Raw genomic sequence first — 19,759 nt, 5'->3', positions numbered from 1 at the left:
CTATTGAACCGGTTTTCATTATTCTGAGCCACTTTCAACAGCTTAACTTGGCGACGATTGCATTAAAGCAGGAGCTTCTAGAATTACTGCAGGGATAATAAGGAGATAAAATTTTGGCAGCCTCAAGAAGTTCAACCTGTAAATTTTTCGCTCTTGCACACGAAAAATTGGATAGTGTGGACGATATTCTGTCTAAATTAGAGGCTGTTAGCCATGAAATCCCCTCTCCTCTTCGCCATATTATCAACGAATGTAAGGCTGCTATAACCTCTTTTGCGTCGCTTCCTGTAGCTGTATTACACGTGGATAGAAAGGGGGGGATTCTTTCCGCGAACCCAAAAGCTCAAGAATGGCTCAAACATATATGTCAAGGTCAATTTTCGAGTCACACACTTCTGGAGCTTCTTGAGCCAGATAGTTCGAGAGCCTTCCAGCATGCTCTAGAGCAGGCCTTCAACTCGGGAGAAATGATATTGGCCAATCCACTTGCTTTAAAGGTAGAGGATCAGCGTGGATTAGCTTGGCAACATACTCACCTAAAACGTCTTCCTACATTAGAAGATATTATCCAGATAGTTCTTATTTTATCAGAGCACAAGCAGATAAAAGAGCAATCATTATCCACAAATAGACTCCCTGATCTTGATTCAAAAGACTCATTTTCGGAAGTTACTGATATGTGTCACGATATTAATAATAATGAGAAGCCAGAAAAGTGCGAGAGCCTAGGTGAAAATATTTTTATGCATACAACCGAGGCAGTTCTGGTAACCAATATTGATAAAAATATCATCCGTGTAAACCCAGCATTTGAGCGTATCACTGGATATTCTGCTCAAGAGGTAGTTGGTAAAAATCCAAATATTCTATCATCTGGGATTCATGATATTTCATTTTACAAAAAAATGTGGGCAGACATTAATTACACAGGCCACTGGACGGGTGAGGTTACTAACTGTACAGCTGACGGTAGCTTCTACACTGCACTTACTACCATCAGTGCAATTACAGATAGTGACGGATGCCTTCAGGGGTATATTGATATTCAGTCGGATATTACAATTCTCCGAGAAACTCAAGCACAAGCAATAAAACTTGCTAATTACGATTCACTCACCGGGCTACCTAATCGCGACTTACTAAATGACCGACTGGAACAATTACTACGTGTCAGCAAGAGACACAACCATGGATTTGCGGTTATGTTCGTTGATTTGGACCATTTCAAAGAAGTCAATGACAGCTTAGGTCATATTGTCGGCGATGATTTACTGGTTAATATTAGCAAGCAGCTACGAGCAACGCTTCGTAGCGGGGACACCATTGCACGAATAGGCGGTGATGACTTCGTGGTGTTATTACCAGAGACTCGGGAAGCAGCCGCTTTGGAAGTAGCAGAAAAATTGGTCATTGGCTTACACAAACCTGTTAATTTACCGGGCATCCCGGGGTATGCACCTTCACTCTCTGTTGGAGTTGCACTTTTTCCTGACCACGCACATGATGCCGACACACTGCTAAAATTTGCTGACACTGCCGTTAATCAGGCTAAAGCGTCTGGCCGAAATAGGTTTGTGCTCTACGGCCAAACTATGGGTGAACAGCTCGACGCTAAATTCAAACTCCGTACCGAACTTCCTTTGGCAATTCAACGAGGGGAGATGCTTATTTATCTGCAACCCAAGTTCGATTTAAATACTCGGCGCATCATGGGTGCGGAAGCTTTAATACGCTGGCAACACTCCTCTCTTTCTTTACTCTCCCCTGCAGATTTTCTTCCTGCTATTTCAGGTACTCCTGTGATGGAAGAGCTGGATAGCTGGATATTAAATGAAAGTATTGAGCTACTGGCAGACTGGCAGCAGCGTGGGTGCTTGCCGACCGAATTCCATATTGCCATTAACCAGACAGCCGACGACATCAACACATCAACCTGGGCAGATCACTTACAAGCTCTGCTGGCACGCGTGGACCTACCCCCTGCACGATTAGAGATTGAGCTTGTCGAAAGCGTGCTGGCGGAAAACGACTCAACTATTCAAAATAACTTGAGGCAGCTACGAGAGCTGGGTGTTTCACTAGCCATTGATGACTTTGGGACTGGGTATTCCAACTTGGCATATCTCACCCGCATGCCGTTCACACTGCTGAAAATTGACATGCGATTTGTCAAAAACATGCAAGAAAGTGCAAGTGATCTGGAAGTAGTTAAAACCATTATTACTTTGGCAAAAGCCCTTGATGTTCGCACCCTTGCCGAGGGGGTCGAGACTGAAGAACAAGCTAAACTACTTCAGGAGCTCGGGTGTGACTGGGCACAGGGTTACCTAGTATCCCCACCCATACCTGTTGAAGAGTTTGAAAAATATTTTCTTGGTTAGACCTATCAACATCGGCAAACTCGCAGTACCGGGTTCGGGTAAGCCGCAAAATCACATCGCGCTTCATAGCCACAACCTGATCGTTTATTGAACTACCACGCAGTCTAGACCAGCTGCATCCGATACTTCTTAAATGACTCGGCCTGCTCGAAGATGTCCTTGTATACCTCGTCACGATCAACCGGTGGATAACCGTGCCTGGCCAACAGCAGAATCAGCTCCACTTTCAACTCCGCCTTGATACTCTCGCGCTGGCTCCAGTCGGTATACCTGGCCTTGTCATCCACAACCAGTTTCACGGCCTTGGCCAGTTCGATCAGCTTATCATCCGGGTAGCTGAAGTCGTACTTGGCCGCCAATGCCTTCAGGATGTCGTAGAACGCCTTTTCCTCGAAATCGATGCCAAGCCCTTCAAAGGATTGAATCTCCTGCCGCAGCTGGTGATACAGGTCGATGATCTCATCGGAGAAGTCTTCCAGCACATTACTGACCAGCACATCATCTTCCTTGCGCTCGTTGTACTTCTCGACCAGTGTCTGGAAACGCTTGGAAAACTCGATCGCCTGTGCCCGGTTGGTCTTCTTGAACTGGCCGATCGCCTTGGCCAGCAGCTGCTGCAATAGCTTGATCTTGGTGTTGGGCAGTTTGATTTTCTCGATCTTGGCCAGGTAATCGTCATCGAATATATCGATCTCCGACTCATCATCACTGCCGACCTTGAACACTTCCTCCACCCCATCACTTTTCAGCGCATCTTCGATCATCGCCCGAACCCTGGCGTTCATTTGCGCAGTATCCGGCGCGTTGCCCTTGGTCAGTTTGAAAACGATCGAACGCACGGCCAGATAAAAGTGCACCAGGTCACGGTCTGACTGGGACAAGCCCTCACTGCCGCAGCAGATGTCGTAGGCCGCTTTGAGACGCTTCACCAGCGCCATGAACCGCTTTTCCTGCTTATCGGTCAGCATGGCGAACTCGGCGGCCATGTTGAGGCAATTCAACTGCGCCAGCGGCTCACCGGTAAAGTAGGGCTGCATATCGAATCGGTGGAACAGCTTGTTCAACAGGTCCAGATGATCCTTGACCGCAATAACCGACTGGCGAACATCCTCGAAGTTGGTCTCTTCGGTTTTGGAATACTGTGCCAGCGCCTTGTTCATCTGCGCCTTGATGCCGATGTAATCGACCACCAACCCTTTTTCTTTGCCTTCGTACTTGCGGTTAACCCGCGAGATGGTCTGAATCAGGTTGTGCCGCTGCACCGGTTTGTCGATATACAGGGTATCGAGGAAAGGTACATCGAACCCGGTCAGCCACATATCCACCACAATGGCGATCTTGAAATTGGACTTGGGATTCTTGAACTGGCGATCCAGCTCTTTGCGGTCGTCCTTGGTACCCAGCAGGTCCCAGAGCGCCTTCTTGTCATCCTTGTTGCGGGTCATCACCATCCGCACCCGGGCCGATGGCTTGATCTCCTTGCGCTCCTGTTCGGTCAGCTGAACACTGTCATCACAGGCTTTGACCTCAAACCACTCGGGCCGAAGGGTCTCCAGCTCCTGATACAGCTGCCAGGCGATCTCGCGGGAGCTGCTGACAAACATGGCCTTGCCCCTGATCGTCGAGCCTTCCGCCACCCGGTTCTCGTAGTGCTGTACAAAATCGGCAGCCAAAGCACGAATACGGTCCTGGTCACCCAGAATCGAGTTCATGTTGAGCATCGCCTTCTTGCTCTCTTCGATCTGGTACTCGCTGGAACCATCCTCGGCGCACTGCTTGTAGTATTCCTCAATCTCGGTCAGCTTGCCGTTATCCAGCGTGACCTTGGCAGCACGACCTTCGTAGACGATACGCACGGTGATTTCATCATGGACCGATTCGGTCATGGTGTAGGCGTCGACTACCTCACCGAACACATCCAGCGTGGCGTCGATGGGCGTGCCGGTGAAGCCCACATAGGTCGCATTGGGCAGGGAGTCGTGCAGGTATTTGGCAAAGCCGAAGGTTCGCTCGACACCCCGCTCGGTGATCCTTACCTTCTGATCCAGATTGATCTGGCTGCGGTGAGCTTCGTCAGAGATACAGATCACATTGCTGCGCTCGGTCAGCAACTCAGTGTCTTCAGTGAATTTGTGAATGGTGGTCAGAAAGACACCGCCGCTGTTGCGCCCTTTGAGCAATTCACGCAGATGCTGGCGGCTCTCCACACTGATCACATTCTGGTCACCGATATAGGCCTTGGCGTTGGTGAACTGCGCCGACAGCTGATCATCCAGATCGGTACGGTCGGTGATCAGCACGATGGTCGGGCTTTCCAGCTCTACACTTTTCATCAACAGGCGGGTCAAAAACTGCATGGTGAAGCTCTTGCCGCAACCGGTCGCCCCGAAGTAGGTACCCCCCTTGCCGTCACCCTCTGGCTTACGATGTGCCAGAATATTGCGGTAGAGCTTGTTGGCCGCGTAGTACTGGGGATAGCGACAGACAATCTTCACTTCCTGTTTAGAGCTGTCAGGAAAGTAGATGAAGTGACGGATAACATCTCGCAGCCGGTCCTTGTCGAACAGGCCACGAATCATGGTGTAGAGGCCGTTGATGCCATCCCTTTCCACCGACTCATCGCCGGTAATCTTGCGCCAGGCATAGAAGAACTCGTAAGGCGCGAACAGCGAGCCCATCTTGTTGTTCACCCCGTCGCTGATCACACCGAAGGCGTTGTAAATCAGCAGTTGCGGAATAGTACGTCGATAACGGATTGTTAGCTGATCATAGGCATTATCAATTTTGGCATCTTCACGGATAGCACTCTTGAATTCAAACAGCACCACAGGCAAACCGTTGATGTAAAGGATACAGTCGGGGATGCTTAAATCACCATCCGGCCCTTCAATCTCCAGCTGATTCACCACCCGGTAGATATTGCTGTCCAGGCTGAACCGCGCCGAAGAATCCGCCGCCATAGGCAACTCGCCCAGCTCTGCCGCTGCAAAGGCCCGCTCAGTGCCCTGGTAGTCAACCAGCTGGATATACAGGTCTTTCTGGTTGCGGTCTTCACGCTTGAGCAGGAAGCCATCCGACAGCCACTTCATGAACTGGCGGTTGCTGTCGTAGAGATCGCTGGCAGGCAGGGTTTCCACCTGCCGCACGACGGATTCGATTTCAGCCGGCGTGATTCTATCAGCGGCATAGCGCTCCGCCAGATAATCCCGCAGATCATCCTTGAACAGCACTTCGCTCAGTGGACGTTCCAGATCGCCACCGGGTTGATGGGCATAGCCCTGCTCGCCCAGCAGTTGAATAATCGCCGCTTCCAGCTTGGCTTCGGTGAACTTCATATCCTTTTCCCTGTACTGTCCGGCCGCGCCCCTGCCCGCGCCGCTCTATCAGTGTTTGCCTTTATCCGTCAGCTGTTGGGTATGCTCGATAAAGGCGTCAAAGTCACTTTTCCGGCTTGCCATCGCTTCGCGGCGCCGGGTTTCGTACTGTTCGTATTCCGCCTCGGCCAGCTGTTTGGCAACTGTTGCCGATACCTGCCCTGCATTCTGCAGGATCTCATGCTCGTTGAATTCAAGGAAGGCGTCCAGCTTGTTGGCCCAGTCCTGCATGGTCATCGGCCTTTTCTTGGCAGCTTGGCTAGCTGCGTAATCCAAATACATCGTTACAATTTGGTTGAGGGCGGCCATTTCATCCTGAGTCAGGTAGTTCTTGGCGACGGAGACATCCTTTTTACTCACCCGGGCACCGGACCAGCTGGTGAGGCCCATATTGGGCTGGGTGCTATCGGCCCGCTCCCGGATCAGCTCCGGTGCGGTATGGCCATGGATCGCCCAATGCAGCTTGTTCTGCACGGTGGCGAAGAAGCGCTGACTCAGCTGGGCATTCTGGTTGTAGTCCACCGCTGTGGCATAGATATCGGTGATCTTCTGGTAAAAACGGCGTTCGGAGGCCCGGATATCCCGAATCCGCGCCAGCAGCTCATCGAAGTAGTCCGCGCCCAAATCCCGGTCGGGATTTTTCAGGCGCTCGTCATCCATGGCGAAGCCCTTGATCAGGTACTCTTTCAGCACCCGCGTGGCCCACTGGCGGAACTGAATACCCCGGTTGGACCGCACCCGATAACCCACCGCCAACACGGCATCCAGATCGTAATGGTCGAGCAGCCGCTCCACGTCTCGCGTGCCTTCCCGGGCAACTGTCCGGAATTTCCGGATAGTTGAATCCGGCTCCAGTTCGCCTTCATCGTAGATGTTGTTCAGGTGTTCACTAATGGTCTTGGGCGACTTTTCGAACAGCTCGGCGATCTGCCGCTGGGTCAGCCAGAGGGTGTCATCCACCAGTTTCAGTTGCAGGCGGATAGAGCCGTCTTCGGAGGTGAATATCTCCATTGGCAAGTGGGCTTGGCGCATCGGATTCTCCTTTTTGTGATCGGCCTTCCCTGGCCGGTGCGTGGGTCCCGGGGCATTGAACCGGGATGGCTGTTTCTTGTGTGTTTGGCTTAACTCACCGCTGCTGCGATCTGCTGCTCGGCATCCGGAATCTGGAGTTCGCCGGAGATGAGTCTAGGCAGCAAATAGTCACGCATTGCCGATAAGCTATCACTCTCTTTCGCCGCTTGAGTTATACGCTGATAGTATTCAGCAACGTACTTCGTGTATTCGGCAACAACCTTCTCCTCCGGCACGACCAACTTAATGCTCCGAAAAGTCTTTTTGCTGACTTCAGAAAAGGTAGTACCACCAGCAATGCTCTTTATTTCATCCATAACGGACGAAAGCCATTGGATAGTATATTCAGGGGTAATAGTTTTCTCACAAATAAGAGCGATGTACCCCTGATTGATTGCCACAGGAATTCTCGCCAATGCCAAATAGCCAACAGGTGCACGTGATGACATCAAAACGGTATTAACGGGAAGCAATCCAGATGTTATTTTATCCAGGCCCTGATGTGTTATTTTTCGCTCCGTATCCAGCAGGACTTTATCATTGTTACCAGACAGATCTTTGGGCGAAGTCCAGTGAATACCACCATCTTCCCAGAAATCCGGGTTTTTGGTACTGGGGGTAGAGCCACCCTTGATATCGAACTCATCATGGGTTGTTGAGATGCTCCACCCTTTCGGAATCCACCCCATCTCGTCCGTAAGTTCAAACTCACTGGGAAACAGCGAACTGATATCGTCCGGCACTCCGGGCACTGGCGTATCGCCCTGAGCCACTGCATCACGCAAATGTCTGCGCCGCTCAGCACGGGCTTCTAGCTCTTCAGGTATTGAATTGCCTGCATCCAGCGCATTGTCGATCACCGGGTCGAAATCCACGAACCAGCTCTTGAACAGGGCTTGCGCCATCTGTTCAAGAGTTTCGTTGATTTGGCGGTTGAGTTCGATTTTAGCGTCGAGAGTGCCGAGAATCTGAGCGATGGATCGTTGCTCGCTGAGAGGAGCAAGCATTATCGGTATTCGACGAACAATGCCTTCGTTCAGTGACGCCATAGTCGTCCCGGCGGCATGCTGAATCATCCATTGCCGGTGGTAATTGGTTAAAAATTGATACGCAATAAAGCGACTATCACAAGAACTAGGCAACCGTACTCTTATTCCATCAGAACCGAGGAACCAACCATTTTGGTGCTGAGCCACGCGAGCTGACCGCTCTACAGCCCCCTTGCGCCCAAATACTATATCGCCCTCACGCAGTAAATATTCAGGCATTCTATTGGTTACGTCGGGTCCAACTTTGGGAGTTTTTTCGTGCAACACGATGCGCCCAAGTTGCACCTCTCCAACGGAGATAACGGGGACCCCATCCGATGAGTACTCTGACGCTTTAAGCTTCGTACCGAAGGGCCCAGTTTTTATCTCACCGCCATCATTATCCAGAATTTCTCCAATGGTGGTTGAGACCCGTTTATCGCCCATAACCCAACACCTCCAGATTCTTCCGAATCACCGCATCCAGCTTCTCGGCTTCATCCATCTGCTGATAGAGGGTCTGGCTCAGTTCAGCCATTTTGGTTTCGAACGGAATACCATCATCTTCGATTTCGGCGGCACCGACATAGCGGCCCGGGGTCAGCACAAAATCGTTGGCTTCAATCTCATCGAAGGTGGCCGACTTACAGAAACCCGCCTTGTCTTCGGTCGCTCCCGGCATCCTGCCTCCCGCGATACTCGCACTTCCCTGTGCAGCGTATTCACCATTCCATTTACCTGTACGCCAGTTGTGATAGGTGCCGGCGATCTCGGCGATATCCTCGGTGGTCAGTTCCTTGTGGATACGGCTGGTCATGGTGCCCATCTGGCGGGCGTCGATAAACAGGGTCTGATTCACTCGGCTGCGGAAGCCACGTTCCTTGTCGGCCTTTTTGTTCTTGGTCAGGAACCAGAGGCAGACCGGAATCTGGGTGGTGTAGAACAACTGCCCCGGCAGCGCGATCATGCAGTCCACCAGATCGTTCTCGATGATCTCACGGCGGATATCGCCTTCGCCGCTGGTGTTGGACGACATGGAGCCGTTTGCCAACACGAACCCTGCCGTCCCGTTCTCGCTCAGCTTGGCGATCATGTGCAGAATCCAGGCGTAGTTAGCATTGCCGGTCGGTGGCACCGTATAGCCTGCCCAACGGGGGTCTTTGGTCAGTTCGTTGGCTGCCCGCCATTCCTTCTGATTGAACGGCGGGTTGGCCATGATGTAGTCGGCCTTCAGGTCCGGGTGCTGGTCCTTGAAGAAGGTATCCGCGGCTACGTCGCCCAGATTGCCCGAGATTCCTCGGATGGCGAGGTTCATCTTGGCCAGTTTGTAGGTGGTGCCGGTGTACTCCTGGCCGTAGATGGAGATGTCTTTCTGGTTGCCGTTGTGACTGTTCACGAACTTGATCGACTGCACGAACATACCGCCGGAGCCACAGCAGGGGTCGTAGATCTTGCCCCGGTAAGGCTCAATCATTTCCGCAATCAGGGTAACGATCGATTTGGGTGTGTAGAACTCGCCCCCGCCCTTGCCTTCACTGGCGGCAAACTTGCCCAGGAAGTATTCGTAAACGCGACCGACCAGATCCTGCTCGGTCATGTGGCATTCGTTGGCCATCGTTTCGATGTTGTTGATGGTATCGACCAACGCGGCCAGCTTGGCGGCATCCAGTCCCAAACGGGAGAAGTAGTTGTCCGGCAGAGCACCACGCAACGCCGGGTTGTTCTTCTCGATGGCATGCAGGGCGGTATCGATCTTGACCGCAATATCATCCTGTTTGGCATGCTTGAGAATATGGCTCCAGCGGGAGGTCTCCGGCAGGTAGAAGACGTTCTTCATGGTGTAGAATTCCACCATGTCGACGTAGTCACCCTGCCCCTCATCCATCATTTCCTGACGGCGGGCCTCGAACTTATCGCTGATAAACTTGAGGAAGATAAGACTGAGTACGATGTGCTTGTACTCAGAGGATTCGACGCTGCCACGCAGCTTGTTGGCGGCGTCCCAGAGGGTCTCTTCAAACCCTTTTGCGTTTTTTACAGCTGCTTTTTTTGCCGGTGCTTTTTTTGCTGGTTCAGTGGCCATGTGTACTCGTTGTCAATGCGTCCCTTTAATGACGGATAGAGTACCCCATTGGCCGGAGGGAATGAACGCACCGACACAACTGTAGTGGTCAAGTCATTTTGGGCTCAAGACCCAAACACCTGCTTCAGCAGTTCGGTTGTCCGTGCCGCAGGCTGCTGACGTATCAAGCGTTCTTCCTCACCCAATCGAAGAAACAGCCCTTCAAGCGCCCGCGAAGTGACATGCTCATTCAGGTCTGGACTGAATCCCTGCAGCATTGGCAGATATGACTCGGCCTGTTGCACCAGTGCTTCATAGGCGAGGCTAACGCCGCTGGCAGACATGGCCTCGCTGATCAGCGGCTGCATACGCTGCTGTAGCCGGGTTGACGTTTTGTCACGAAAATACTCGGTTGCGGCGTTATCGCCACCGGAGTAAATACGTCGGGCATCTTCCAGTGTCATCTGTTCAAGTGTATCCAGAAACACAGGCGTGGCTTCACTGATCGCCTGCTCTGCGGCGCGGTTCATACTGCGCTCAAAGGTTTCCACGTAAGACTCAAGCCCGGCACGACGCAGCAGCCCGGCCCCGCTTTCCAGCATGCCCGGCAACGGTATCCGCACGTCGGGGCGGCCATAGTAGCCATCGGTTGTGGCAAGCTGGCCGATGGCACGCTCGCCACCCACTCGCAGGGCTTCTTTGAGTCCGCGTGCCAGAGTCCCTGTGTCCATACCCGCCGGCACTGCCGTTTCGCTTTGCTCTGAGCGGTTTTGCCCCTCCAGCAACTGCTGGCCTTGCTTGAGCAGGTCATCCCAGGCAGCCGTGGCCTGTGGCACAACCATGGCACTGGTCCAAAGGGTTATTGCCATTATGTGCACTGCATTGCGTCGTATCATTTTGGGTATCCCTGAATAGCGAATCTGCAGGCAGTATAGAGTAGTACGGATCAAGCTTCAGTCGTTCAACTCCACCGGACTGCCCAGTATGTTGATCTCGGTAACCAGCCGATCATCGCCCAGCAGAATGATCAGCGCCAGCAGTTCATCAATGCTTTCCACCGCCTCACCGCGCACAGCCAGTTCCGGAACAGCGGACATATCCAGCAACAGAAAGTCCGCTTCGGTCCCCGGCTGCAGGTTGCCTGCATATGCCTCCAGCTGCAGCGCTCTGGCACCACCCAGAGTTGCCAGGTAGAAGGCATAAAGCGGGTTCAATGGCTCGCCGCGCAGTTGCTGCACCCGGACCGCATCTGCCAGTGTTTTCAGTATTGAGCAACTCGGCCCCGCACCTACATCGGTCCCGACCGACAGGGAAACGCTCGCCTGCTGCAGGGCCTGCAACGGCATCAGTCCAGAGCCCAGCAGCAGGTTGGACGAGGGGCAGTGTGCCACACTGGCACCACTGGCACCCAAGCGCTGCTGTTCGGCGGCACTCAGATGGATGGCATGTGCGAACAGGCTGCGCGGGCGCAACAGTCCATAGTGATCATAGACATCCAGATACCCCTTGCACTCGGGGAAGAGTTGCTGGACGCGGTCACATTCAGAGGGCGTTTCCGCAAGGTGGGTTTGCAGGTAAAGGTCGGAATGAACATCCAGATGGTCGCCACACCAGGCCAGCAAGGCTTCGGAACAGGCTGGCGCAAAGCGAGGGGTCAGTGCGTAGCTGAGCCGGTCAACCCCATGCCAGCGTGCGATCAGCTCATCGCTGTGTTCACGTGCCTGCTCCAGAGGCTCACGCAGTTCAGGCGGTACCAGTCGATCCTGCAGTACCTTGCCACTGATCATGCGCAGTTTGTATCGTTGCGCCACTCGAAAAAAGGCATCCGCACTCCAGGGTTGCACTCCGGCGAATACCATTGCGGTTGTCGTACCGTTGCGCAGCAGCTCACGGATAAAGCGCTCTGCCATCGCCTCTGCCGTAACGGCATCATGGATGGCGGCCTCGGCGGGAAAGGCTCGTTTGGATAACCACTCAAACAACGCTCCGGCCGGGCTGGCCGCGATACTCAATTGTGGATAATGGGTGTGAGTATCGATCAGCCCAGGTATCAGGAGGCAGCCGCGACGATCTTCAATAACCTGCCCCGCAGGCAGCTGTGCCTGCAGCGCTTTATACTCCCCAAGCGCTTTAATCTTCCCCTGTTCGATCCAAAGCAGGCCGTCCTGCAGGTGCTCGATTGCTTGCTCACCCTGTTCGGCTGGGCTGGCCAAACAGTGCAGGACAGTCGCACGGATCACGCGAGAGGATGTAGTCTGACTCATGGCACGCAACACCTTCAGTTCAGCTGGCTAACGTACACAGGGTATATCCTCCCAGCGCGTGGTGTAAGTGGGAGACAGCCACTCCCGCTTCATCGCCCATCCGGTGCGCATGCCCTGCCCGGCAAAAAATATCGGCTCATGGCCGCTTTTGTTAATGTGGTCCAGCACCTGCATCAGCTCTCGACTGCCAGGGGACGCCGCCGGTGTATCAAACATCTGCAACCGGTACCCGTCGCAACAGGCGCCGTTGGCGCTCGGGGCAGCTCAGATCGACGACTCCGCCTGTGGCCGGATACTGCTTGGCTGCATGATTGGCAAGCTTAGCCAAGGTTTTGGTCGGTGCGATGCCAACACCGGTGGCAATTCCTGTCCAGCGCATGACCCGTTGGCGCACTTGCAGACCAAATGTTTCAAGGCAATGAATGTGACTAACGCCAGTGAGATCAAGGAAAGCCTCATCGATGGAATAAACCTCGACTGCCGGTGCCATGTCTTCAAGCACACTCATCACTCGGGCTGACATGTCGGCATACAGGGCATAATTGGAAGAGAAAACCGCCACCCCATAACGCCGGGCCAGTGCCTGCTGACCCTGGTGGCCACCGTAGCGCAGCTTGCAGTCGCGCTGTATCAGGTGATCAACAGAAAGCAGTAGAAAACAGAAGGGAGCCCTCGTGGCGCCCTTTCTCGTTACTGAGCATTGTTGTCACGGGGTCAGTGTAGCGCTGATTCGGGTTTTACTGTGCAGGTCACTGTCTAAGGGTACCTGTGCAGCCTCAATTTGCTGCTGCAGGGACTCACGGCCGTGGGCTGTCAGGCACGCTGGTGAGACGTTTTCTAATTGTTCCAAGACAAGCCCCGGATCCTGCCCATGCTCCCTGATACAGGTATTGACGGTATCATCCTGAACCTTCAGCCAGTTCACCTCACGAGCATTCCCGCCAGCAGCGGCCATGTCTTCGATCGCCCGGGTAGCCAGTTCATAGAACGCATTCTGGGCTGGTAGTCTTTGCTTCAACTCCGGGACTGCCGTAATTCGATCTTCAAAGGCTTCTTGGTTCTCCAGGATGTCTGATGCAAGGCTGTTTAGGCTCAGGACTAGGTCATCCAGCTCCAACCCGTCTGGTACCAGTACGTCTTCAGCGAAATCAGCCTCATACGTTGAGCTAAGTGCGTCAACATCGTTTGAGAAATCAGCAAGACGCTGTGCATTGGTAGCACTGAATGCAGCTGGAAAATGGCGTGCCACGTAATCCAAATCAAACAGGTCACGAAACTTTGCCCGTAGCTTCGGGCCATCATGCGCAGCCAGCAGCTTCATATTGATGATGCTTCCGATGGAGGCCACAGAAATACCATGAATGGTACGAGATTCGGTGTCTTGGGCTAATTCGCGGTGAGATACTTCGACCTTGAGGCTTCGGGGACCAACTGGCGACATGTATTTGATTCGGTACCGAGATGTTGTGTCGGTGTCCTTTTGAGTAGTGACCTCATTCAGCTTGAAGTCTGCAGGAATGGAATGCTTAAGCGTATTTTCGAGCTTCAGCTTGGTTGAGCAATCGAAGTCTAAATCTTCGCTGAATCTGTCGAGGCCTTAACAGAGAAACAAAGACGTTCCGCCTTTGAGTATGAGGGGCTTATCATGCTGTGCCAGGTTACTCAGCACCTTCTTCATCACATCAAAATGAGCGTGTTCTTCCGGGGATAGATGCAATCTGGAGTTTAGCTGCTCAATTTCCATTCCTGTAAACGCCTCCATTGGTCAGATTCCAGTTTGCCCTTTGCATAGGACAAGAGTTCATACACCTGCTCTTTCTGATCTTGCGTGTGCATCCAGTCATCGATATGAATATGGTCCAAGGGCTGGTTACGCTTGGTCGCCACTAATACTAAATCAGCGATGGCCCGGGCATGAGATGCCGCGTAGGTCCTGGGGCTCTCATGAGGAACCAACATGCTTTCTACAATCGCTGTTACGTCTTCAATGCCGGCTTCACCCAGCCACGGCCGGGTGTCTTCCGGGCAACCGTCACCCATGAGAAAAGTACGCGGCTTGCGCGATCGTGGTTTGAAAGCTCGGGCAAAATGCCAGTCTCCAGTACCTTCAGGCCTTGGTATATTAAGCGCGGCTATGCCGCTGATGTACTGTCCTGCAGGGGTAGCCGGAACAACCACCTGGGGATCTGCAGCACAAGCACGCCCGTCCCGTTGCGCTGCATGAGCGGTTCGGGAGGATTGCTTGTTGTATCTCTGATCGTAGTCAGGTTTCTGCAAGGTACCCATGGCACACACCGGCTTGGAGGTCTGTTTGTATAAGGGCATTATATAACGTCAAAGGCAAGGGCATGAAACTGGTCTGATTTAATGGAGCAAGCGGCTGATGGAAAGGCAAAGCGACTATTCGCGTTTTCAGGTTCAGTGCGTTGACTGGCTGACTGGAAAAGAGGGGCAGTATCTAAGTGTCTACCTGGAAGACATTAGTAGCCAGTCCCAAAAAGAATTCCAGCGCCTTCGTAATCACATCACCACGGTTAATCACCATAACAAACTGGTGGGACAGGGTAAGTTACCTGGTCCTGTAAAAAGCCCTCCACTTAGATGTTCATTCTGCTTGGAGCCATTGCTGATTCGTACTGCAACCAACTCTACAGACCAGTACCCTATCCACGACCGGCTCCGTGAAGGTGCTTCACCTGACTGTCCTCAGCGATCGGGTACCACGCTGCCAACTTGGCTGTATCGCGCAATTCAGCACCAAGGAATACAAGAAGGTGAGAAGCACTTCAGGCTAAAACATTTGCTGGCGCAGCTACTCAGAGATGATCCCAATATTGATCGTGACAGTATCCTGATTGAAAAAAGGCTTAAAGGCTTTGCAGGACTTTGGCGGAAACCAGATGTGCAAGCCTGGGTAGCGTCAGCCAGCACCCAAGTAGCGTTTGAAATTCAGGTCTCTCCAGAGCTGCCATACGCTATCGCGGCACGCCAGTACTTCTACAAGCTCCAGCCCAGCTTGGGGATCCTTTGGATCCTGCCTGAGTTTTCGCCGGCTCACATGAATCAGTCGCAGAAGGATATACAAACCCAAAACGAAGACCACATGTTTGCTCTTACTGATACCTGTGCTGATGAGTCCCGGCGACAAGGGGGACTGATCCTGGAATGTTGGCTTCATCGGCCCTATAGGGACGGTAATGTCCTGAAGTATACCTGGGAGAACAGATTGATCGGGCTGGATGAGATCTCGTTTCAGGAAGGACGTGCTGTTGTCGAAGATTTAAAGGCTGCAGAACAGTTCATCCTAGAAGAAATTGAGCTCAACAAGGAGCGTGCACGCAAAAAGGAACAGGCACGTAAAGATGCAGTAGCGAAAGAAGAGTCAATTATTACTAAGCCAGTGCTGTCATTGCCAAAACCTCAGCCCACAGCCGATAGCTTTTTGAAGAAATGGCAAAACCTAGCCTGGCGCATTTCGAGCCTGCTGCCAGACATTATGTGGCCCTACCTGATTCGGGAACTGGACAATGGATATCCCGCTTACGGCCAAACGTTATCGGTTCCGGGGATCTGGCTTCGCTGCAGAGGAATAGAGCTATCGCGAACCCAGATTCCTCCGTTTGTACTAAAGGCTCTAAGAAGTGCAAATCAAGACAAATCTGAATGGGATGCTCAGTCCTGGCCATGGATAACGAATGAAATGGCTAAAGACTGTAATCGCAGATGGCTTGGCCCGTTTCATAATCTGTTAAATCAGTCTGGCCGCAGTGACTCCATTGCTCGCCAGCGTAACTATCATACTTACCGCGCTGCGATTTTAGATGTTAGGCAGCAAGGTGTAGTACTCAATGAACATGAGAAGGTGCTGATCAAATCGATCTGTTCGGAGCTAAATACTCCCCCGCCACGCATCATGCCAACCTTATGGAATGGGCATACCACAGTCGGGTACCCCGTCTATCAAGTGGATACACCCTTTGAAGGCGCACTTCTGGCACCAGACTTCGCTCAAGAGCAACAGAGTTTCACGCTGGAAGGCATTGAAGAGATGATCAACGCACGAATCACAGAACGGTTGGCCTACTCCAGAACGATCCCTATGCCGATGTTGCCTTAGGACGGTCCATGGCCAAAACACTATGTGGTCGGGGGATCGACACAGTTGAGGGAAAAAATGTTGGAACAGTGGTGGTACCAGCTCCATGGAATCAAACAAGAGCTGATGCTGATATGATCTACCGTCTGATGGGAAATGCTATCGTGCCCCGATAGATTAAGTCCTACAAGCGCACATAGCGGACCTTCGCAGGAGTTGGTCGCTCAGCGCACAACAGGATCTGTGGACAAGCTGATTTGAGCTTCTGTGATTACATACAGTGTATTGATGGCCACATGCGCTCCGCACTCGCTTTGTGGCGTACCTGTGCTCATTTGCGACTGGTAACAGGCGGGAAAATCGTTCAGTATCAGGAAGCTATGGACTGGCCGTTGCAGGATAACGCGCACGGCAAAGCTGCAAAACGCGCATGCTCGTTTTCACCGGAAGAGAATGACTGTGATATCTCGATTTATCCATTCTCTTCAGGTGCTTACGACAGTTTTCATAGTCTTCGACTGAAAGCAAATATGCGCATGCGTAGTATTAAAATTGTTAAGAATCGGAGGGAACCGTGCTTAAAATTGATACGCAGCCAGTGGTCTATTATTCACCGCTCGACGAGGATCACTTCTTTGCCTGGGCGCAGGAAATCCCATGTATAAAAAGCATCGATCGCGGCTATCTGCATATCCAAGAATCAGAGGTAGACGAGCAAGCGATGAGGGATCTGTTGGCTATCTTGGAGCGCTACAGGCTGTCAGCAAAGCCACTCGCAGCACTTTGTACCTCCGAGAATGAGTCTTGGTTCAAGGACAAAGACAAGTTCTGGTATCAGGATGTCTTCGGGAATTTTTAACAAGTCGCAGCAGTACGCGGCCTACGGCCGCCGGACGCCCTTTCCATGGCTCCTTCGTCGCCATTCCAAGGTCGCCGCTGTGCTCAGCGTTAGGCACATCATGAGCTGGATCGTTCTCATACTCGTATCAATATTCACAGCTCTCGTGAATTTTGTATTTTTGAGTAGCGGCACAGAAACAAGTCAAAAACCAATGATAATCTTCAACTGCGCAATGCTAATCGGGTATGTACTCATGTACATGTTCTACGGGAGCAAGCGCCAGAGCACACTAAAAACTTGGCTCCCGATCAAGTCAAAGATCAAAGCAGTTCTTCTACGTATATTGGTGCTTGGACTTTGCCTAGCTGCATTGCCGCTAGCATATAAATTATCGCAAGCATCTGAATGCACAGAGTTCTTGGTGTATGGCAAAGGGGCAAGCTTAAGCTGGGCCCTGTCTTTAATGTGCAAGCTAACAGGGCCAACAATTCCGGCACTTCTTGTGCTATCTCTAATGGCCTGGGCGTTTCCTAGTCTGGTGAAAATTATCTGGCAAAGAACCATACAAGGCCAGGCACGGCGTTAATGTCTGCAAAGGGCCAGCTCCTGATGTACCGATAGATGTGGGCCTGGTCGATCTGTCAGAGAGCCACTTCGCGCACAGAGCGGACATTGGCGGGAACTATAGTCACCTGTCGCTCAGCTCCTGACACACCTTTTCAGTTGCAGGCGATCTTGCCTGCGTCGGTGTGTCCGGAAAACGTTTACCAGATAAAGATGGCTCAGTTGTCATCCAGATGCGGCATCAAGGGGGGGGTACTCACTACTACTCGAACCACTTGTATTAAACCGGTGGCAATTTAGGCCTGCCAAATCCGGCTGAAAGCCGCATGCTTACTGGTACCTTTCCGACAGAAACTGCCGCCGGGTTAATAATATAAAAAGCGGGTGCCACATATATAGTAATATATGGTACCCGTATTTTTTGGTATTCGCTAAAAACTACCCTTCTGATTTCCCAAACCATCCTTGTCCAGTTGCTTCACGATAGATGCCGCTGGCATTACTATTCGTAAAATCGATCATCATTGCAAGAATTTGTAATGGGTCAGTTCCTTTGGCTTTTTCGGAGTTATAGAGTGAGAGTCGCTTTTCATCGAGTTGCGTAGCTTCTCTTTCAAAGGCATTTTTAAAGATGTCGAATGAGCTGTCTACAACCCTTCCTGAGGTCGAAAGCGTTAGTTGCCCATCGTCAGCCCCGTTTTTTATAAGACCAGATATGTTATAAAATATGGTGCTCTTCGAAATTGCCATGTCATGGGCTATTTGTTCTGCGCTGGCTGTATCGGAGCTGGCGGCCATAATCAGTCTTTCCTGGGCTGCGGTCCTAGGCTGTGTAAGGGTGCTCTCGCTGGCAGACAACGCCTTTCCTGCATTTGATAATGTGACCTGATCTGCAGAGCTTGCCGCTCTCCGTTTGCCCATAAGAGGCCGAGGTAATTCCATGAATCAATGGGTTATAGCTAGAACCAACAATCATGATGCTGGTGCTCCTGTACCAATTTAATACTTGTAGGATGATCTGTACCAATTCAATACCTGTAAATAGTCTTCTGGCTGAGTTGCCATATACTCATGGATTTTCTTAAATATATCTGCGGCAGAACTTCCCTTCGCTGATTCTGAATTGAAGATTTGCGTAGTTTTCTCAGTTATCGACTGAGCTAGTGCATTAAATCGCGCTTCACTTTCCTTGGTTACCGGTTGTCCAGTGGCCAAGTAGTGCGGAGTTCCACCAAAATTTTCCGGAATAGAAACTAGAGGTCCGCCCGGAATTGTTGCCATCATTTTAACATCATCCATCGCTTCCTTTTGGTCTGGATTATTGCTTAAGCGATTGATTACTTCCTGTACCCAACCGGGAAATTCGTTTGATGCTGCTTGTTTGGCCTCGTCGGATATCGTAACTTCAGCGACTCTACTGGATGTAGAGTTCACTGCATCGTTCAAGATGCTAGAGAAATCCTCTTGTCTATCGCGGTTCTGCTTAGAACTGTTCTGATTACTCGTGACAGTATTTGAATAACTACCAATTGATATATTACTCATGGAAATTACTCCTTTTTTGTCGAGGAATTAAATAGATGGATCGCTTTAAAAGCGATCCATCTTCAATGCCTGAAACTCTTTAATCACACTTTTGGCAGGCTCATCAATGTTTATATGAATTTCTCGCTTTGGACCATCGTAGACTCCTTTCCAAGTTACCGGTTTAATATAAGACATATAGCGGGAATTCAGATAATAAGTGCGACACTCATGGTTGAGCGGCGAGCGGTGGCCAACTGCTGATTAGTGGTACGCTTTCGCTCGCCAAAGTAAAAGATGTATCACCATGAGTTATCAGCAGTTGACCGAGGGGAAACGATACCAGATATCGGTTCTTCTTGCGCAGGGAAGTCCAGCAACAGCGATTGCCCAAGCAGTCAAAGTCCATCGTTCGACGGTCTACCGGGAGTTGAAACGCAACAGTAGCCGAGAGGCATACAATCCCGGCAAAGCGCATCAACAGGCCATGCGGAGGCGTACAGGTGCCGCCAAATACCGCTTGCCGGAACGGGTCGTTCGCTATGTGGAATTGA

The 19,759-nt window shown here is 51.7% G+C and carries 15 protein-coding genes and 1 pseudogene; 4 read left to right on the top strand and 12 right to left on the bottom strand.

Going from position 1 to position 19,759, the window contains the following annotated elements:
* Positions 1–113 precede the first annotated feature (113 nt).
* Complete coding sequence (locus tag BLV48_RS15730; protein ID WP_091827749.1) at positions 114–2,381, top strand: bifunctional diguanylate cyclase/phosphodiesterase; 2,268 nt, start codon at positions 114–116, stop codon at positions 2,379–2,381.
* A gap of 104 nt (positions 2,382–2,485) precedes the next feature.
* Here the strand turns inward: BLV48_RS15730 and BLV48_RS15725 are convergent, their stop codons facing one another.
* The 10 genes and pseudogenes from BLV48_RS15725 to BLV48_RS15680 all read right to left on the bottom strand — a co-directional run bounded on the left by BLV48_RS15725 (position 2,486) and on the right by BLV48_RS15680 (position 14,466).
* The gene (locus BLV48_RS15725; protein WP_091827748.1) at positions 2,486–5,716 is read right to left on the bottom strand and encodes a type I restriction endonuclease subunit R; all 3,231 of its coding nucleotides are present in this window, start codon (positions 5,714–5,716) and stop codon (positions 2,486–2,488) included.
* 48 nt (positions 5,717–5,764) lie between these two features.
* Positions 5,765–6,787 (bottom strand): virulence RhuM family protein, encoded by a 1,023-nt coding sequence (locus BLV48_RS15720; RefSeq protein WP_091827747.1) that lies wholly within the window; start codon positions 6,785–6,787, stop codon positions 5,765–5,767.
* A gap of 89 nt (positions 6,788–6,876) precedes the next feature.
* Positions 6,877–8,301, bottom strand: a complete 1,425-nt coding sequence (locus BLV48_RS15715) for a restriction endonuclease subunit S (protein WP_091827746.1) — start codon at positions 8,299–8,301, stop codon at positions 6,877–6,879.
* On the bottom strand, positions 8,291–9,937 hold the full coding sequence (locus BLV48_RS15710) for a class I SAM-dependent DNA methyltransferase (RefSeq protein WP_091827745.1): 1,647 nt from the start codon (positions 9,935–9,937) through the stop codon (positions 8,291–8,293). The genes BLV48_RS15715 and BLV48_RS15710 overlap by 11 nt, the downstream gene beginning before the upstream one ends.
* 104 nt (positions 9,938–10,041) lie before the next feature.
* Positions 10,042–10,785, bottom strand: coding sequence for a DUF4197 domain-containing protein (locus BLV48_RS15705; protein WP_175527707.1), 744 nt, complete (start codon positions 10,783–10,785; stop codon positions 10,042–10,044).
* Between the two features lie 84 nt (positions 10,786–10,869).
* On the bottom strand, positions 10,870–12,180 hold the full coding sequence (gene guaD / locus BLV48_RS15700; RefSeq protein WP_091827743.1) for a guanine deaminase: 1,311 nt from the start codon (positions 12,178–12,180) through the stop codon (positions 10,870–10,872).
* A gap of 27 nt (positions 12,181–12,207) precedes the next feature.
* The gene (locus BLV48_RS15695; RefSeq protein WP_091827742.1) at positions 12,208–12,396 is read right to left on the bottom strand and encodes a DUF4113 domain-containing protein; all 189 of its coding nucleotides are present in this window, start codon (positions 12,394–12,396) and stop codon (positions 12,208–12,210) included.
* Positions 12,389–12,760 carry a Y-family DNA polymerase gene (locus BLV48_RS15690; RefSeq protein ID WP_479691122.1) on the bottom strand — a complete coding sequence of 124 codons (372 nt, stop codon included), beginning with the start codon at positions 12,758–12,760 and terminating at the stop codon, positions 12,389–12,391. Before BLV48_RS15690 ends, BLV48_RS15695 begins: the two co-directional genes overlap by 8 nt.
* A 126-nt stretch (positions 12,761–12,886) precedes the next feature.
* A pseudogene (locus BLV48_RS15685) lies at positions 12,887–13,762 on the bottom strand (nucleotidyl transferase AbiEii/AbiGii toxin family protein); the annotation flags it as partial.
* Positions 13,763–13,905: 143 nt separating this feature from the next.
* Positions 13,906–14,466 carry a hypothetical protein gene (locus BLV48_RS15680; protein WP_091827740.1) on the bottom strand — a complete coding sequence of 187 codons (561 nt, stop codon included), beginning with the start codon at positions 14,464–14,466 and terminating at the stop codon, positions 13,906–13,908.
* Between the two features lie 97 nt (positions 14,467–14,563).
* Here BLV48_RS15680 and BLV48_RS15675 point away from each other — a divergent pair, with 97 nt between their 5' ends.
* Positions 14,564–16,297: a DUF6035 family protein gene (locus BLV48_RS15675; RefSeq protein WP_091827739.1), complete on the top strand. Its 1,734-nt coding sequence runs from the start codon at positions 14,564–14,566 to the stop codon at positions 16,295–16,297.
* Positions 16,298–16,850: 553 nt separating this feature from the next.
* Positions 16,851–17,135 carry a hypothetical protein gene (locus BLV48_RS15670; RefSeq protein WP_091827738.1) on the top strand — a complete coding sequence of 95 codons (285 nt, stop codon included), beginning with the start codon at positions 16,851–16,853 and terminating at the stop codon, positions 17,133–17,135.
* A gap of 984 nt (positions 17,136–18,119) precedes the next feature.
* Here BLV48_RS15670 and BLV48_RS15660 read toward each other — a convergent pair.
* The gene (locus tag BLV48_RS15660) at positions 18,120–18,479 is read right to left on the bottom strand and encodes a hypothetical protein (protein ID WP_139253940.1); all 360 of its coding nucleotides are present in this window, start codon (positions 18,477–18,479) and stop codon (positions 18,120–18,122) included.
* Between the two features lie 201 nt (positions 18,480–18,680).
* On the bottom strand, positions 18,681–19,226 hold the full coding sequence (locus tag BLV48_RS15655; protein ID WP_091827735.1) for a hypothetical protein: 546 nt from the start codon (positions 19,224–19,226) through the stop codon (positions 18,681–18,683).
* A 286-nt stretch (positions 19,227–19,512) separates the two neighbouring features.
* Here BLV48_RS15655 and BLV48_RS15650 point away from each other — a divergent pair.
* The coding region (locus tag BLV48_RS15650; protein WP_139253939.1) for a helix-turn-helix domain-containing protein at positions 19,513–19,759 on the top strand (247 nt) is incomplete at its 3' end.

Source organism: Marinobacterium iners DSM 11526 (assembly GCF_900107855.1).
Taxonomy (GTDB): domain Bacteria; phylum Pseudomonadota; class Gammaproteobacteria; order Pseudomonadales; family Balneatricaceae; genus Marinobacterium; species Marinobacterium iners.
Note: the sequence above shows the minus strand (reverse complement) of the source record. Positions and strands in the feature narration are given on the sequence as shown.

What these genes read in the sequence shown, in the direction of transcription:
- BLV48_RS15720 (WP_091827747.1), bottom strand. Translation starts at nt 6,787, where the DNA reads ATGCGCCAAGCCCACTTGCCAATGGAGATATTCACCTCCGAAGACGGC.
- BLV48_RS15675 (WP_091827739.1), top strand. Translation starts at nt 14,564, where the DNA reads ATGGAAAGGCAAAGCGACTATTCGCGTTTTCAGGTTCAGTGCGTTGAC.
- BLV48_RS15660 (WP_139253940.1), bottom strand. Translation starts at nt 18,479, where the DNA reads ATGGCCGCCAGCTCCGATACAGCCAGCGCAGAACAAATAGCCCATGAC.
- BLV48_RS15715 (WP_091827746.1), bottom strand. Translation starts at nt 8,301, where the DNA reads ATGGGCGATAAACGGGTCTCAACCACCATTGGAGAAATTCTGGATAAT.
- BLV48_RS15710 (WP_091827745.1), bottom strand. Translation starts at nt 9,937, where the DNA reads ATGGCCACTGAACCAGCAAAAAAAGCACCGGCAAAAAAAGCAGCTGTA.
- BLV48_RS15695 (WP_091827742.1), bottom strand. Translation starts at nt 12,396, where the DNA reads ATGTTTGATACACCGGCGGCGTCCCCTGGCAGTCGAGAGCTGATGCAG.
- BLV48_RS15705 (WP_175527707.1), bottom strand. Translation starts at nt 10,785, where the DNA reads ATGGCAATAACCCTTTGGACCAGTGCCATGGTTGTGCCACAGGCCACG.
- BLV48_RS15725 (WP_091827748.1), bottom strand. Translation starts at nt 5,716, where the DNA reads ATGAAGTTCACCGAAGCCAAGCTGGAAGCGGCGATTATTCAACTGCTG.
- BLV48_RS15655 (WP_091827735.1), bottom strand. Translation starts at nt 19,226, where the DNA reads ATGAGTAATATATCAATTGGTAGTTATTCAAATACTGTCACGAGTAAT.
- guaD (WP_091827743.1), bottom strand. Translation starts at nt 12,180, where the DNA reads ATGAGTCAGACTACATCCTCTCGCGTGATCCGTGCGACTGTCCTGCAC.
- BLV48_RS15680 (WP_091827740.1), bottom strand. Translation starts at nt 14,466, where the DNA reads ATGGGTACCTTGCAGAAACCTGACTACGATCAGAGATACAACAAGCAA.